Origin of the sequence: Streptomyces sp. NPDC002490 (genome assembly GCF_040296045.1) — a bacterium.
Classification (GTDB): domain Bacteria; phylum Actinomycetota; class Actinomycetes; order Streptomycetales; family Streptomycetaceae; genus Streptomyces.
The window spans coordinates 13,049-28,764 of sequence record NZ_JBEOWM010000017.1; the positions used below are offsets into that span (position 1 = coordinate 13,049).

Annotated in this window: 11 protein-coding genes; 6 read left to right on the forward strand and 5 right to left on the reverse strand. The window is 74.6% G+C overall.

Annotated features, from left to right (window positions below; genetic code table 11):
- Nucleotides 1–107: 107 nt before the first annotated feature.
- The gene (gene pepN / locus ABT092_RS13345) at nt 108–2,678 is read left to right on the forward strand and encodes an aminopeptidase N (RefSeq protein WP_351243129.1); all 2,571 of its coding nucleotides are present in this window, start codon (nt 108–110) and stop codon (nt 2,676–2,678) included.
- A gap of 57 nt (nt 2,679–2,735) precedes the next feature.
- Here the strand turns inward: pepN and ABT092_RS13350 are convergent, their stop codons facing one another.
- Nucleotides 2,736–3,653 (reverse strand): EamA family transporter, encoded by a 918-nt coding sequence (locus tag ABT092_RS13350; protein WP_351243131.1) that lies wholly within the window; start codon nt 3,651–3,653, stop codon nt 2,736–2,738.
- Between the two features lie 176 nt (nt 3,654–3,829).
- On the opposite strand from ABT092_RS13350, the gene ABT092_RS13355 reads away from it, so the two are divergent.
- Entirely contained in the window at nt 3,830–4,399 is a 570-nt protein-coding gene (locus tag ABT092_RS13355) for a MarR family winged helix-turn-helix transcriptional regulator (RefSeq protein WP_351243133.1), read from the forward strand.
- A 72-nt stretch (nt 4,400–4,471) separates the two neighbouring features.
- Here ABT092_RS13355 and ABT092_RS13360 read toward each other — a convergent pair whose 3' ends face one another.
- The 3 genes from ABT092_RS13360 to ABT092_RS13370 form a co-directional block, all read right to left on the reverse strand.
- Nucleotides 4,472–4,657, reverse strand: coding sequence for a hypothetical protein (locus ABT092_RS13360; RefSeq protein WP_351243296.1), 186 nt, complete (start codon nt 4,655–4,657; stop codon nt 4,472–4,474).
- Between the two features lie 128 nt (nt 4,658–4,785).
- Nucleotides 4,786–6,891, reverse strand: a complete 2,106-nt coding sequence (gene malQ, locus ABT092_RS13365) for a 4-alpha-glucanotransferase (RefSeq protein ID WP_351243135.1) — start codon at nt 6,889–6,891, stop codon at nt 4,786–4,788.
- Nucleotides 6,892–7,182 (reverse strand): hypothetical protein, encoded by a 291-nt coding sequence (locus tag ABT092_RS13370; protein WP_351243137.1) that lies wholly within the window; start codon nt 7,180–7,182, stop codon nt 6,892–6,894.
- A gap of 352 nt (nt 7,183–7,534) precedes the next feature.
- Between ABT092_RS13370 and ABT092_RS13375 the strand changes: the two genes are divergently transcribed.
- Nucleotides 7,535–10,654: a glycoside hydrolase family 84 protein gene (locus ABT092_RS13375; protein ID WP_351243139.1), complete on the forward strand. Its 3,120-nt coding sequence runs from the start codon at nt 7,535–7,537 to the stop codon at nt 10,652–10,654.
- A gap of 34 nt (nt 10,655–10,688) precedes the next feature.
- On the opposite strand, the gene ABT092_RS13380 is transcribed toward ABT092_RS13375, so the two are convergent.
- A complete protein-coding gene (locus ABT092_RS13380) occupies nt 10,689–11,225 on the reverse strand; it encodes an HNH endonuclease (RefSeq protein WP_351243141.1) in 537 nt (178 codons plus the stop codon).
- A 375-nt stretch (nt 11,226–11,600) separates the two neighbouring features.
- Here ABT092_RS13380 and ABT092_RS13385 point away from each other — a divergent pair, with 375 nt between their 5' ends.
- The 3 genes from ABT092_RS13385 to ABT092_RS13395 all read left to right on the forward strand — a co-directional run bounded on the left by ABT092_RS13385 (nt 11,601) and on the right by ABT092_RS13395 (nt 15,714).
- Nucleotides 11,601–12,668 (forward strand): mechanosensitive ion channel family protein, encoded by a 1,068-nt coding sequence (locus ABT092_RS13385; protein ID WP_351243143.1) that lies wholly within the window; start codon nt 11,601–11,603, stop codon nt 12,666–12,668.
- A 214-nt stretch (nt 12,669–12,882) separates the two neighbouring features.
- Nucleotides 12,883–14,187 (forward strand): ROK family transcriptional regulator, encoded by a 1,305-nt coding sequence (locus tag ABT092_RS13390; RefSeq protein ID WP_351243145.1) that lies wholly within the window; start codon nt 12,883–12,885, stop codon nt 14,185–14,187.
- A 186-nt stretch (nt 14,188–14,373) separates the two neighbouring features.
- Nucleotides 14,374–15,714, forward strand: a complete 1,341-nt coding sequence (locus ABT092_RS13395) for an ABC transporter substrate-binding protein (protein WP_351243298.1) — start codon at nt 14,374–14,376, stop codon at nt 15,712–15,714.
- Nucleotides 15,715–15,716: the final 2 nt, after the last annotated feature.

A 15,716-nucleotide genomic window follows, 5' to 3' on the forward strand; every position in this document is an offset into this window, starting at 1 on the left:
GCGACGGTGGGGACGGACGGCCGGATATCCCGGGGCGACCCGGTCGGGGCCCGTGGAAAGATGGCGAGAAACGTCATGAATCGTCGTGCGACCTAGGAGATGAACGCGTGCCTGGCACGAACCTGACCCGCGAGGAGGCGCAGCGCCGCGCCTCGCTGCTCACCGTGGACTCGTACGGGATCGACCTCGATCTCAGCGGCGCGCAGGAGGGCGGCACCTACCGCTCGGTGACCACGGTCCGCTTCGACAGCGCCGAGGCGGGTGCCGAGTCCTTCATCGACCTGGTCGCCCCCGCGGTCCACGAGGTGGTCCTCAACGGCACCGTGCTCGACCCGGCGGAGGTGTTCGCCGACTCCCGGATCGCCCTGCCGGGGCTGCTGGCCGGGCGGAACGAACTGCGGGTCGTCGCCGACTGCGCGTACACCAATTCGGGCGAGGGCCTGCACCGCTTCGTCGACCCGGTGGACCAGCAGGCGTACCTGTACACGCAGTTCGAGGTGCCGGACGCGCGCCGGGTGTTCGCCGCGTTCGAGCAGCCGGACCTGAAGGCGACGTTCCAGTTCACCGTGAAGGCGCCGGCCGGGTGGACGGTGGTCTCCAACTCGCCGACCCCGGAGCCGAAGGACGACCTCTGGACCTTCGAGCCGACGCCGCGGATCTCCACGTACATCACGGCCCTGATCGTGGGTCCGTACCACGCGGTGCACAGCACGTACGAGAAGGACGGGCAGTCCGTGCCGCTGGGCATCTACTGCCGTCCCTCGCTCGCCGAGTTCCTCGACGCGGACGCGATCTTCGAGGTCACCCGGCAGGGCTTCGACTGGTTCCAGGAGAAGTTCGACTACGCCTACCCGTTCGCCAAGTACGACCAGCTCTTCGTGCCGGAGTTCAACGCGGGCGCGATGGAGAACGCGGGCGCGGTGACCATCCGCGACCAGTACGTGTTCCGCTCCAAGGTGACGGACGCGGCGTACGAGGTCCGCGCGGAGACGATCCTCCACGAGCTGGCCCACATGTGGTTCGGCGACCTGGTCACCATGGAGTGGTGGAACGACCTGTGGCTGAACGAGTCGTTCGCCACGTACACCTCCATCGCCTGCCAGGCGTACGCCCCCGGCTCGCGCTGGCCGCACGCCTGGACCACCTTCGCGAACTCCATGAAGACCTGGGCGTACCGGCAGGACCAGCTGCCGTCGACGCATCCGATCATGGCCGAGATCCGTGACCTGGACGACGTCCTGGTCAACTTCGACGGCATCACCTACGCCAAGGGCGCCTCCGTCCTGAAGCAGCTGGTCGCGTACGTGGGCCAGGACGCCTTCTTCGCCGGGGTGCAGCAGTACTTCAAGCGGCACGCCTACGGCAACACCCGGCTGTCCGACCTGCTGGGCGCCTTGGAGGAGACCTCCGGGCGGGATCTGAAGAACTGGTCCCGGCAGTGGCTGGAGACGGCCGGCATCAACGTGCTGCGGCCCGAGATCGAGACCGACGGGGACGGGGTGATCACCTCCTTCGCGGTGCGCCAGGAGGCGCCCGCGCTGCCCGTCGGCGCCAAGGGCGAGCCGACGCTGCGCCCGCACCGCATCGCGGTCGGCCTCTACTCCCCCGACGCGGACGGCAAGCTGGTGCGCGTGGAGCGGGTCGAACTGGACGTGGACGGCGAGCTGACCGCCGTGGACCAGCTCGTCGGCGTCCGGCGTCCGGCGGTCGTGCTGCTCAACGACGACGACCTGTCGTACGCCAAGGTCCGGCTGGACGAGGAGTCCCTCGGGTACGTCACCGGGCACCTGGGCGACTTCGCCGAGTCGCTGCCGCGGGCGCTGTGCTGGGCCTCCGCCTGGGACATGACCCGGGACGCCGAACTGCCGGCCCGGGACTACCTGGAGCTGGTGCTGTCCGGCATCGCCAAGGAGTCCGACATCGGGGTCGTCCAGTCGCTCCAGCGGCAGGCCAAGCTGGCGCTGGACCTGTACGCCGCACCGGCGTGGCAGGAGTCCGGGCTGACCCGGTGGACCGAGGCGACGCTGGCGCACCTGCGGGCGGCGGAGCCGGGCGGCGACCACCAGTTGGCGTGGGCCCGGGCGTTCGCGGCGACCGCGCGCACCCCCGAGCAGCTCGACCTGCTGGAGGGGCTGCTGGACGGCACCCAGACCGTCGAGGGCCTCGCCGTCGACACCGAGCTGCGCTGGGCGCTGGTGCAGCGGCTGGCCGCGGTCGGGCGCTTCGACGAGGCGGAGATCGCCGGCGAGTACGAGCGGGACCGGACCGCGGCGGGCGAGCGGCACGCGGCGACCGCCCGGGCCGCGCGGCCCACCGCGGAGGCCAAGGCGGAGGCGTGGGCGTCCGTGGTGGAGTCCGACGCCCTGCCGAACGCGGTGCAGGAGGCCGTGATCGGCGGCTTCGTCCAGACGGACCAGCGGGAACTGCTGGAGCCGTACACGGCGAAGTACTTCGACGCGATCGCCGGGGTGTGGGAGTCGCGGTCCCACGAGATGGCCCAGCAGGTCGTGGTGGGGCTCTACCCGGCGTTGCAGGTGTCGGCGGAGACCGTGGCGGCCACGGACGCCTGGGTGGCCTCGGCCGCGCCCGGGCCGGCGCTGGCGCGGCTGGTCTCGGAGGCCAGGTCCGGGGTGGAGCGGGCGCTGCGGGCCCGGGCCGCGGACGCCGCGGCGGGCTGATCCCCGGTGACCAGGAGGGGGCGTGCGGACTGAGGTCCGCGCGCCCCCTTCCGGGTGTCAGCGGGAGGCCCGCCGCGCGGACCGGGCCGGGGCCGGCGGGAGAACCACTGCGGGTCCGGGACGCCGTGCCGGCAGGAGTTGGCCGGCGAGCGTCGCGGTGAGGGCCAGGGCCATGCCGGCCACCTGGAGCGGGGTGAGGGCCTCGCCCAGGGCGGCCCAGCCGATGACCGCCGCGGTGAGCGGGGAGAGCGGGCCGAGGAAGGTCACCTGGGTGGCGGAGAGCAGGCCGATGCCGCGGAACCAGAGCCAGTAGGCGAGGGCCGTGTTGGCGACGGCGAGGTACAGGAAGCCGCCGACCGCGGGGGCGTCCAGGGCGGGCGGCGCCCCCTCGACGACGAGGGCGAGCGGGACCATCAGCAGACCGCCGGTGGTCAACTGCCAGGCGGTGAGCGTCAGCGGGCCGACCCCGGCGGGGCGGCCCCACCGCTTGGTCAGCACGGTGCCCGTCGCCATCGAGAGGCTGGACCCCACGGCCGCGGCGACGCCGAGCGCGTCGAAGGCGCCGGTGGCCTTGAGCACCACCAGGCTCACCCCGAGCGCGGCGGCGATGCCGGTGAGCAGGGTGCGCGCGCTGGGCCGTTCGGAGAGCAGCGGGGCGGCGAGTCCGGCGACGAAGAGCGGGCCGAGCGAGCCGACGACCGCCGCCATCCCGCCGGGCAGCCGGTACGCGGAGAGGAACAGCAGGGGGAAGAAGGCGCCGATGTTCAGCGCGCCCAGCACCACGGACTTCCACCACCAGGCCCCGGTGGGCAGCAGCCGGACCGCCGCCAGCAGGACGAGTCCGGCGGGCAGGGCCCGCACCACCCCGGTGAACAGGGGCCGGTCGGGTGGGAGGAACTCCGTGGTCACGGCGTAGGTGGAGCCCCAGGAGACGGGCGCGAGGGCGGTCAGGGCGATGGTGGCGGCACGGTTCACTTGCGGTCCCCCGGAGGTCTGGGCGGGTTCCGGCCGTCGTACGCGGCACGACCGGAGATCACTCGCTAGGAAGCAGCTTAGCGGTAAGTTTATTCCTGCCAACCTTCTTGCTTCCGGATGACTGATGAGACAGTGGCTTGTTCGCCAGCGACTGAGAGATACGGATAATGCGGCCCATGACCACACATGCCCCGGCCCCCGGCCCCGCTGGCCGTCCCGTCGTCGAACCGCCCTCCGCCCCCGTGCCCGACGCCGTGGACGCGATCATCGACCAGTGGGCCCGGGTGCGCCCCGAACTGGACACCCGGGCGATGGAGGTGTTCGGCAGGATCACCAGACTGGCCCGCGCCATGGCCGACCGGGCCGAGCGGAGCTACGGCCGGCACGGCATCTCGCGCGGCGAGTTCGACGTGCTCGCCACCCTGCGCAGATCGGGCGAGCCGTACACCCTCTCGCCCCGGCAGCTCGCCGCGACGCTGATGCTGACCAGCGGGGGCATGACCGGCCGGCTGGACAAGCTGGAGCGCGCCGAGTTCCTACGCCGGGCGCCCGACCCGCACGACCGGCGGGCGCTGCGCGTCACCCTGACGGAGGAAGGGCTCGCGCTGGTGGACCGGGCCGTCGTGACCGGTCTGGAGGTGCAGCAGGAGGCGCTGGCCGCGCTGGACGAGGAGCGGGCCTCGGAGTTGGCCGGGCTGCTGCGCGTGCTGCTGACGGGGGTCGAGGGCCCGGCGGCCACCGACTGACGCCCGCCCGAGCAGCACGAGGGCGGCGACCGCGCATCGGCGGTCGCCGCCCTCGTGGCGGAGCGTCGGGGGTCAGCCCTGCTTGGGCTGCTTGCCGGAGCGGTCGGCCACGATCACCAGACCGGCGATGACCAGGAACAGCACCACCGGAGCGACCACGAAGAGACCGACGGTCTCGACCACGCTCAGCTTGGGAGCCGGGTCGTCACCGTCGTCGCGGGTCAGCGCGAGCGCAGGGGACGACATGAGCAGCATCATCAGCGTCGTGCCGGAGGCCAGGGCGCCGGCGCGCAGGGCGTTCTTCTTCACGGTGCCAACGTAGCGAACGCCCGCCCGGGCCGCGCGCCCGGGGTCCCGGAAACCGCGGGCGGCACCGACCCCGGAGGTCAGCCGTCCGGCGCGACGGGCCACCGCAGCGCCTCGACCAGCGCCCGCACCCGCGGCGCGGCCACCAGGTCCTCCAGGGCCAGCGGGCGGCCGTCGGCACCGGCCACGGGGAGCCTCCAGTTGGGGTACTCGTCCCGGGTGCCGGGCACGTTCTGCGGGCGCCGGTCGCCGACCGCGTCCGGCAACCAGACCCCCACCAGCCGGGCCGGGGTGCGCACCAGGAAGCGGTGGACCGCCCCGATCCGCTCCACCTCGTCCTCCGCCGACCCCGGGGCGAGCAGCCCGCACCGGGCGAACAGGTCCAGCCAGGCGCCGGTGGCGCGGGCGGCCTCGGCCCGGGCCTCGTCCGGCGGTCCCCCCAACAGGCCCAGCGAGTCCCGCAGGTCGACGTCGGTGCCGGCCAGCCGGGCGGCGGTGGGCGGCAGGTCGTGGGTGGTGGCGGTGGCGAGGCAGTCCGGGCGCCAGGCGTCCGGGGGCAGCGGCTCACCGGTGCCGCCGCGTTCGAACCACAGCACCGAGGTGCCGAGGACGCCCCGGGCGCGCAGCGCCTCGCGCACCCCGTCCGCCACCGTGCCGAGGTCCTCGCCGATGACCGCGGCGCCCGCCCGGTCGGCCTCCAGGACCAGCACCGCGAGCATCGCCTCCGCGTCGTAGTGCACGTAGGCGCCCTCGGCGGCCGACCCGCCGGCGGGCACCCACCAGAGCCGGAACAGGCCCATGACGTGGTCGATGCGCAGCGCACCGGCGTGCCGGAACAGGGCGCGCAGCAGCGCCCGGTAGGGCGCGTACCCGGTGGCCGCGAGCCGGTCGGGACGCCAGGGCGGCAGCCCCCAGTCCTGGCCCTGCGGGGCGAAGTCGTCCGGGGGCGCCCCGATCGAGGCGTCCGCGGCGTAGAGGTCCTGCCCGGCCCAGGTGTCGGCGCCGTGCGGATGGACGCCGACCGCGAGGTCGTGGACCAGGCCGATCGGCATGCCCGCCGCGCGCGCGGCGCGCCCGGCGGCGTCCAGTTGACCGGCGGTGAGCCAGACCAGCCAGCGGTGGTGGTCGATCCGTGCGGCGAGTTCCGCCCGTGCCCGGTCGGTCTCCGGCGAACGGGGGTCGGTGAGGCCCCCGGGCCAGGTGCGCCAGTCGGGACCGTGGCGTTCGGCCAGGGCGCACCAGGTGGCGTAGTCGTCCAGGGCGGCGCCCTCCCGGGCGGTGAACTCCCGGTAGGCGGCGCGCCGCCCGGGGTCGGGCGGCACCGCGGCCAGCAGGTCGAGGGCCTGCCGCTTCAACGCGCGGACGGCGTCCCGGTCGATCAGGGCGGTGCCGTCCAGGACGCCCTGCCGCAGTTCGGCCGCCCGGGCGGTGAGGGCGTCGAACTCGGCCCGGGCGGCGGCGGGGAGCCGGGCGTGCTCGGGGACGTCCTCGATCCGCAGGTGGACGGGGTCGGGGAAGCGGCGGGAGGAGGGTCGGTACGGGGACGGGTCGCCGGGTTCGCCGGGCACGGCCGCGTGCAGCGGGTTCAGCTGGACGAAGCCCGCGCCGAGTTCGGTGCCCGCCCAGTCGGCGAGGTCGGCCAGGTCGCCGAGGTCGCCCATGCCCCAGGAGCGGCGGGACAGCAGCGAGTGGAGTTGCACCAGGAGGCCGTGGGACCGGCCGGCCGGGGCGGGGGCGCGTTCGGGGGCGACCACCAGGTGGGTGCGGACGGCCCGTCCGTCCGGGGCGGCGGCGGTCAGGGCGTGCACGCCGTGCGGGAAGCCCTCGGGGAGCACCGGGACCACCCCCGGACCGGCCGTCCACCCGCCGTCCCCGACGGGCGCGACCGGCACCGGGTGCCCGTCCGGGTCCGGCGCGATGCGGACGCGGGTGCCGGTCGGCAGGTCGAGCAGGTCCCGCGGGGGCCGGTTCGGCCACCACACGAGGGTGGGCGGCAGCAGTCGGGTGCGCAGTTCCGCCTCGCGGGCGGCCAGGGCGGCGGCGGTCCGCTCCGCGTCGCCGGCGTCCACCCCGAGCGCGGCCAGGGCGGCGCGCACGGCGCGCGGGGACGCCTCGACGGTACGGCCGGGCGCCGGGGAGTAGGAGGTGGCGACCCCGTGCAGGGCGGCCAGCCGGGCCAGCGGCATTCAGGCCACCGAGGGGTCCCGGCCGGCGGCCGGGGCGGTGGGTTCGCTGGTCAGCGGCAGACCCGCGGTGTACGGGGACTCGCTGGTCAGCGGGGCGGTGGCGGCGAGCGGGGGTTCGCTGGTCAGGGGGACGGCGGTCGGCTGGGACGGGGGACCCCCGCGGACCGGCCGGCGGTCGTCGGGCGGCCCGGCCGGGGCGGGGAGGGCGGGGGCGACGAGCGCCGGGGGGTGCCCGGCGTCCTCGACCTGCGGGGTGAGGGCGTCGAGCAGGAGGCGTGCGGACCCGGTCATCGGGGTCTCCTTCGGCTGGGGTCGTGGTCGGGACCCACCCGGTGCCGCGCCGATCGCCGCAGTACGGGGGGCGTGCTCCCCGGGCCCCTACCCGGGTCGGCCGGGGGCAGACGCGATCCGCCCGCGATCGTGGTCGGGGTCACCCGCCCCGGTCGCGGAGGCGGCGGGGCCGGCGCGGTGGTCGCCATGGAGGCACTGTGACCGACGGCGCGTCAGGGCGCCGCAGAAGCGCGTCCGTCCGGGCAAAACCGGCACAACGGCCACTGACGTTGACATGCTCCCCCACCGAGTGGTGGGCTCCGTAACGTTTTGGGCCAACGGCGGCCCAGCACGGGCGGAAAGGGCGGGCGCCGTGATAAAGCGCAGGACGAAGGCGGGAGCGGTCGCCGCGGCCCTCATGGCGGGTGCCCTGGGCGGCGGGCCCTCGACGCTCGGGGCGACCTCGGGGGTGGGCGCGCCCACCGCGGCGGGCCCGGCCGAGCAGTCCACCCCGCCGGGCGCCGCCCCCGGGGCGGTCACCCCCGGTTCCGCCGTCCCGAACCAGCCCGGCAACGCCCCGGGCCCCGGCGGGGGCACCGGCGCGCCGGTCCCCGGGGTGTCCGGCGACTCGGCGCCGACCCCGGGCGTCCGGGCGGCGAAGGAGGGCCCGGTGCCCGCGGTGTGGCCGCGCCCCCAGCAGGTGCGCGCCGGCAAGACCTCGGTACGGGTCACCGAGGAGGTGCTCCTGGTCGCCCCGGGCGGCGTCGACGAGCACGCGGTGGCGGAGCTGACGGCGCTGGTGCAGGAGGCGGGCGCCCGGCGGGTGATCCGGCTGTCCGACCGGGACCGGGTGCCCGACGGGTCCGCGCTGGTGATCCGGGTCGGCCCGGACACCGGGGACGGCGGCCCCCTGGGCACCGCCGCGGGCGCCCGGCTGGACGCGGTCCTGCGGGCGCTGGGCGCGCCGGCCCGGGGCGACCTGCCGACCGGGGGCTACCGGCTGGCGGTGGGCAAGCACGGCGGCCGGGCCACCGTCGCCCTCGCGGGCGCCGGCCCCGACGGACTGTTCCACGCGGTGCAGACCCTGCGTCAGCTCGTCAAGGGGTCCCGGATCGCCCCGGTGGCGGTCCGGGACTGGCCCGGCACGGCCGTGCGGGGCATGACCGAGGGCTTCTACGGCACCCCGTGGACGCACCAGCAGCGGCTCGCCCAGGTCGAGTTCCTGGGCCGCACCAAGCAGAACCGCTACCTGTACGCGCCGGGCGACGACCTGTACCGGCAGGCCCGCTGGCGCGAGCCCTACCCGGCGGCGCAGCGCGCCGAGTTCCGGGAGTTGGCGGAGCGGGCCGGGCGCCAGCACGTCACGCTGGCCTGGGCGGTGGCGCCCGGGCAGGGCATGTGCCTCTCCTCGGAGGCGGACGTCAAGGCGCTGAACCGGAAGCTGGACGCGATGTGGGCGCTCGGGTTCCGGGCCTTCCAGCTCCAGTTCCAGGACGTCAGCTACAGCGAGTGGCACTGCCGGCAGGACGCGGAGGCGTTCGGCTCGGGCCCGCAGGCCGCCGCGCGGGCGCACGCCCGGGTGGCGAGCGCGGTGGCCCGGCACCTGGCGGAGCGGTACCCGGGCGCCGCCCCGCTGTCGGTGATGCCGACCGAGTACTACCAGGACGGCGAGACCCCCTACCGCCGGGCGCTCGCGGCCGGCCTGGACGGTTCCGCGTCGGCGGGGGCGCCCGTGGAGGTGGCGTGGACCGGGGTCGGGGTGGTGCCGCGCACCATCACCGGCGCGGAACTCGCCCGCGTCCAATCGGCGTTCGGCCGCCCGGTGGTCACCATGGACAACTACCCGGTCAACGACTTCGCCCGGGACCGGGTCTTCCTCGGCCCCTACCTGGGGCGGGCGCCCGCGGTGGCGGGGCGTTCCGCGGCGCTGCTGAGCAACGCCATGCAGCAGCCGGTGGTGTCCCGCATCCCGCTCTTCACGGCCGCGGACTTCACCTGGAACCCGCGCGCCTACCAGCCCGGCGCCTCCTGGCGGGCGGCGATCGACGCGGTCTCCGCGGGCGAGTCGGAGCGGACCCGGGCGGCGGTGACCGCGCTGGCCGCGCACGACGCGTCCTCGGTGCTCGGCGCGGAGGAGTCGGCCTATCTGCGTCCGTTGGTGGACGGGTTCTGGGGCTCGCGGCAGCCGGGGGCGAAGGACCGGGCCGCGGACGAACGGCGGCTGCGGTCGGCCTTCGAGCAGCTCACCTGGGTGCCGCGGGACCTGACCGGCACCGAACTGTACGACGAGGTCCGGCCGTGGGCGGACCAGTTGGCCCGGTACGGCACGGCCGGGGTGGGCGCCCTGGACCTGCTGGCGGCGATGGACCGCGGTGACGGGGCGGCGGCCTGGGAGCGGGCCCGGGACCTGGACCGGCAGTTGGCGGAGGTGCGGGCCGCCGGGGTGACGGTGGGCGACGGGGTGCTGGAGCCGTTCCTGAAGCGGGCCCGGACCGCGTTCGCCACCTGGTCGGGGGCGGCTTCGGAGCCGGAGCCGACCGGCGCCGGCGACGGCCGGACCCTCGCCTTCGACCGGCCCCGGCCGCTGTCGGCGGTGACCGCGTTGACCGAGCCGGGCACCGTGGGCGCGGTGGAGGCGCTGGTCGAGGGCGAGGGCTGGCGGCGGCTGGGCGACCTGTCCGCGGACGGCTGGACCGAACTGTCGACCGAGGACGTGGAGGTGCGGGGCCTGCGGGTGAGCGGTCCCGAGCCCTCCCGGGTGCGCCACCTGGTCCCCTGGTACGCGGACACCGATCCCGCCGCCTTCGCACTGGCCCGGACGGAGGTGGACGTGGCTCTCGGCGGCGAGCCGCGGAAGGTGTCCGTCCGGCTCACCGCACAGCGCCCGGGCGCGGTGCGCGGCAAGGTGACCGTCCGGGCGCCGGAGGGCGTCGAGGTGCGGGTGCCCAAGCAGGTGCTGGTGCCCCGGGGCACCCGGCTGGAGGTGCCGCTCGTGCTGAGCGTGCCGAAGGACGCCCCCGCAGGGAACTACCGGGTCGCGGTGGCCTTCGGCGGCCGGACCGAGGTGCTGACCGTGCGGGCCTTCCCCGAGACCGGGGGGCCCGATCTGGCGCGCGGGGCGCGGGCCGGCTCGTCCGCCGACGAGACCCCGGACTTCCCGGCGGCGTCGGCGGTGGACGGCGACCCCGCCACCCGCTGGTCCTCCCCCGCCGAGGACGACTCCTGGTGGTCGGTGGAGCTGGACCGCCCGGTGCGGCTGGGGCAGGTGGTGCTGCGGTGGGAGGCACACGCGAAGCGCTACCGGGTGCAGGTCTCCTCGGACGGCCGCACCTGGCGCACCGCGGCGACGGTCGCCGACGGGCGCGGGGGCCGCGAGACGGTCCGGATGGACGCGCGGGACGTGCGGTTCGTGCGCGTCCAGGGAGACCGGCGCGGCACCCGCTACGGGTACTCGCTGTGGTCGGTGGAGGCGTACGCGATCGGCGGGCGCTGACCGGTTCCGGGCGCGGTCGGGGTCGCCGCCGACTTCAGGCGGAGACCCCGTCGATCCGGGCCAGGGCGTCCTCCGCCCCGTAGGGCTGGAGGTAGGGCAGCCACCGCGGGTCCCGGTGACCGGTGCCGATGATGCGCCAGGCCAGTCCGGTCGGCGGGGCGGGCTGGTGGCGCAGCCGCCAGCCGATCTCCACCAGGTGCCGGTCCGCCTTGACGTGGTTGCAGCGCCGGCAGGAGGCCACGACGTTGTCCCAGACGTGCTGGCCGCCCCGGCTGCGCGGGATGACGTGGTCGACGCTGGTGGCGACCGCCCCGCAGTACATGCAGCGTCCGCCGTCGCGGGCGAACAGGGCGCGGCGGGTCAGCGGAACGGGCCCCCGGTAGGGGACCCGTACGAAGCGTTTGAGGCGCACGACGCTGGGTGCTGGGACGGTGACGGTCGCGCTGTGCATGAAGGCGCCGGACTCCTCCAGGCAGACGGCCTTGTTCTCCAGGACGAGGACGAGCGCGCGGCGGAGCGGTACGACACCGAGGGGCTCGTACGACGCGTTGAGGACCAGGACGTGCGGCACGGACTGCCTCCTTGTACGCCGGCGGCGCGTGGCTCGCGCCGGGACGATCTCGTTCAGTCTCCCCTCTTGCCTGGTGGACGCGCCACCACCTCCGGGTAACGGGGTGGGGGAGTTTTTTCTCACGTTCCCCCCGCGTCCCCGCTCCGCCCGCCGGCCGGCGGGGGCCGCACGGCGGGGCGCGCGAGGGGGTCGCGGCGCAGGTGGTGAGGGCCGCGGGCGGCGGGCGGCGCGGGCCGCGGCCGTCCCGGCGGGCGTGGCGCAGACCACTGTTCGGGCCGCACTGCCCCGTTAGTGTGGTGTGTCTGCCCGATCCAGGCGGGCCCGCGCCCACCTCTCCCCCGGCCGGGCAGGCCGCTACGCCTGGAGGTACGTGCCGTGTTCTTGTCCGTCCTGTCGGCCGAGGGCTCCGAGCAGGGGCCCGGCACCCTGGAGGACGCTCACGAGAAGGCGACGAACGCCGCGAGCTGGGTCGAGCAGAACTGGTCGACCTGGCTGAGCATCGGTCTGCGGGTGCTGCTGGTGCTGGTGATCGCCCTGGTGCTGCGGGCGGTGATCCGGCGGACGATCACCAAGCTGATCGACCGGATGAACCGGACCGCGCAGGCCGTCGACGGCACCGCACTGGGCGGGCTGCTGGTGAACGTGGAGCGGCGGCGCCAGCGCTCGCAGGCGATCGGTTCGGTGCTGCGCTCGGTGACCTCGTTCCTCATCATGGGCACGGCCGCCCTGATGATCCTGTCGACGTTCCAGATCGACCTGGCCCCGCTGCTGGCCTCGGCCGGTGTCGCGGGCGTCGCGATCGGCTTCGGCGCGCGCAACCTCGTCACGGACTTCCTGTCCGGGGTGTTCATGATCCTGGAGGACCAGTACGGCGTCGGCGACACCATCGACGCGGGCGTGGCCTCCGGCGAGGTCATCGAGGTGGGCCTGCGGGTGACCAAGCTGCGCGGGGACAACGGCGAGATCTGGTACGTCCGCAACGGCGAGGTCAAGCGGGTCGGCAACCTCTCGCAGGGCTGGTCCACGGCCGGGGTCGACGTGATCGTGCGCCCCAGCGAGGACCTGGACCGGGTACGCGCCACGCTCGCCCAGGTCACCGAACGGATGGCCAAGGACGAGCCGTGGAACGAGCAGCTGTGGGGCCCCATCGAGATCCTGGGCCTGGACAGCGTGCTGATCGACCAGATGGTGATCCGGGTCTCCGCGAAGACGATGCCCGGCAAGTCCCTCGGCATCGAGCGCGAGTTGCGGTGGCGGATCAAGCGGACCTTCGACGAGGCGGGCATCCAGCTCGTCGGCGGGCTCCCGCTCCAGCAGGACGGCGAGGACGGGGCGGGCGACCCGACGGCGGGGATGGCGGCGCCCTCCGCGTACGGCAACGCGGCGTCGCCGCAGTCGATGGCCACCGCCCCGATACCGCCGGGCCCCAACCTCACCAAGTGATCCACCGGCCCCGCGCCGTCCCGTGCCCCCGGTCCCCGGCCGGGGGCACGGTCGTGTCCGGACCCTCCGGAGGGGGGACGGATAACGACTTGGTAGCCGCGCGCCCCCGGCATTGACGTGTGCACGGCCCGCCCCCTACCGTCCCGTGCATCAGATAGGAAAGTTTCCTAACAGTGCCGGACGGTGGCCGGAGAGGAGGGCGGGTGGTTCCGCGATGAACGCCCAGGGCCCCACCGGGCGCCCCCACCCCGCCGGCACCACGGGCCAGGGCGGCACCCCGGGCACCCCCCGGGTGCTGCGCACCATGAACGACCGGGCGGCACTGGACCTGCTGCTCGCCCGCGGGCCGCTGTCCCGCACCCGGATCGGCACGCTCACCGGGCTCTCCAAGCCCACCGCGTCCCAGCTGCTGGCCCGGCTGGAGGCGGCGGGCCTGGTGGTGGCCACCGGCACCACCGAGGGCGGCCCCGGTCCCAACGCCCAGCTGTACGCGGTCAATCCGGCCGCGGCCCACGCCGCCGGGCTGGACGTCCGCCCCGAGGGCATCCGCGCCGCCGTCGCCGACATCACCGGCCGCACGGTCGGCGAGTTCGCCCTGCGCACCCCCGGGCGCCGCACCGCCCGGCCGGTGGTCGACCTGGTGACCGAGGCCCTGGACGGTGCGACCGCGGACGCCGGACTGACCCGGTCCGAGGTGCACCGCCTGGTCATCGGCACCCCGGGCGCGTTCGACCCCACCACCGGTCGACTGCGCTACGCCTCGCACCTGCCGGGCTGGCACGCCCCCTCACTCCTCGACGAGCTGGCCGCGGCGCTGCCGATGCCCGTCGAGTACGAGAACGACGTGAACCTCGTGGCCCTCGCCGAACAGCGGCTGGGCGCGGGCCGCGGCCACGAGGACTTCGTCCTGCTGTGGAACGAGGACGGCCTGGGCGCCGCCCTGGTGCTCGGCGGCCGGCTGCACCGCGGCTGGACCGGCGGCGCCGGCGAGGTGGGCTTCCTCCCGGTGCCGGGCGCCCCGCTGATGCGTCAGGTGACCCGGACCAACAGCGGTGGCTACCAGGAGTTGGCGGGCGCCCAGGTGGTGGCCCGGCTGGCCCGCTCGTTCGGCATCGCCCCGGTGCCCGAGGGCTCCCACCCGGAGGTCGCCGCCGCCTTGATCGGGCGGGCCGCGGCCCGCTTCGACGCCCGGGACGCCCCCGCGCCCTCCCGCCACCGGGGACACTCCGACGACGCCCACGAGGACCTGCTGCGCACCTACGCCACCGGCTTGGCGACCGGCCTGGCCTCCCTGGTCTCGGTGCTGGACCCCGAGCTGATCGTGCTCAGCGGTTCGGTGCTCGCCGCCGGCGGCGAGGTGTTGCGGTCGCTGGTCGAGGCCGAGTTGCGGGACCTGGCCGCCCCCCGTCCCCGGCTGGTCGTCGGCGAGGTCCGCGGCCACCCGGTGCTGCGCGGCGCCTTGGAGAGCGCGCTCGCGGCCACCCGCGACGAGGTGTTCGACACCTCGCGCGCCCCCTGACCCCCCCCCACGGGATCCGGTCCCCCGGATTCCCCCCCACTCCCCCCACTGTCCACCCGTCCCCTACCCCACTGGACCCGCCCCGCACCGACAGCACCACACGCACCTCTCTGCACAGCACATGTACGGCGCACCATCCCCCACCCGTTTGCCGAACCGCTCAAGGGAGACCTCGTCATGCTCAGAATGCCCGCGTTCCGTCGGAAGGCGGCGGCCGCCTTCGCCGCCACCACCTCGATAGCCCTCTTCGCGACGGCCTGCACCGGCCAGTCCTCGACGGGTGCCGACGACGACGCGTCCGCGAACACGACGATCACCTTCTGGCACGGCTGGACCGCCCCCTCGGAAGTGAAGGCGATCGAGGACAACATCGCCCGCTTCGAGAAGAAGCACCCGAACATCACGGTGAAGGTCATCGGCGGGATCAACGACGACAAGCTCAACCAGGCCCTGCGGGCGGGCGGTTCCAAGGGCCCCGACGTCATCTCCTCGTTCACCACCGCGAACGTCGGCAAGTTCTGTTCCTCGGGCGCCTTCGCCGACCTGGGCCGGTTCATCGAGAAGGACGGGATCGACCTGGAGAAGACCTTCTCCAAGGTGCTGCGGGAGTACACCGAGTTCGAGGGCACCCGCTGTGCGATGCCGCTGCTGTCGGACGCGTACGGGCTCTACTACAACAAGGACGAGTTCGAGAAGCACGGGATCGAGGCGCCGCCCAAGACCTGGAGCGAGTTCCTGAAGGTCGCCAAGAAGCTGACCAAGGCCAAGGGTGACGGTTACGAGACCCTGGGCTTCATGCCGAACTACCACGGCTACGAGACGGTCGTCTCGCACTACATCTCCCAGTGGAACCACGCCTACTTCGACGCGGACGGCAAGTCCAACGTGGCCAAGGACCCCGCCTTCAAGGAGATGTACACCTTCCAGAAGAAGATGGTCGACGAGCTCGGCGGCTTCGAGAAGCTGGAGAAGTACCGCACCACCTTCGGCGACGAGTGGGCCGCCGAGCACCCCTTCCACGAGGGCCAGGTCTCCATGCAGCTCGACGGGGAGTGGCGGCTCGGCATGGCGGAGGCGACCGACCCCGGGTTCGAGATCGGGGTGGCACCGCTGCCGGTGGCGGACGACGAGGTCGACGAGTACGGCAAGGGCTACCTCTCCGGGACCATCATGGGCATCTCCCCGCACAGCGGGAAGAAGAACGCCGCCTGGGAGCTGGTGAAGTACATGACCACGGACACGGAGGCGGTGGTGCAGTTCGCGAACGGGATCAAGAACGTCCCGTCCACCCTCGCCGCCCTGGACTCGCCCGACCTGAAGCTGGACCCGCGCTTCAAGACCTTCCTGGACATCGCCAAGCACCCCAAGTCGAACACCTCGCCCGGGGCGGTCGACGGCATCGGCTACCAGAACACCCTCCAGGACCTCGGCTACCGCTACGAGTCCGGCAAGGTGAAGGACCTCCAGGCCGGCCTGGAGGAGACCGCGAAGCAGATCGACACGGACCTCGCGAAGGTCTCCCGGTAACC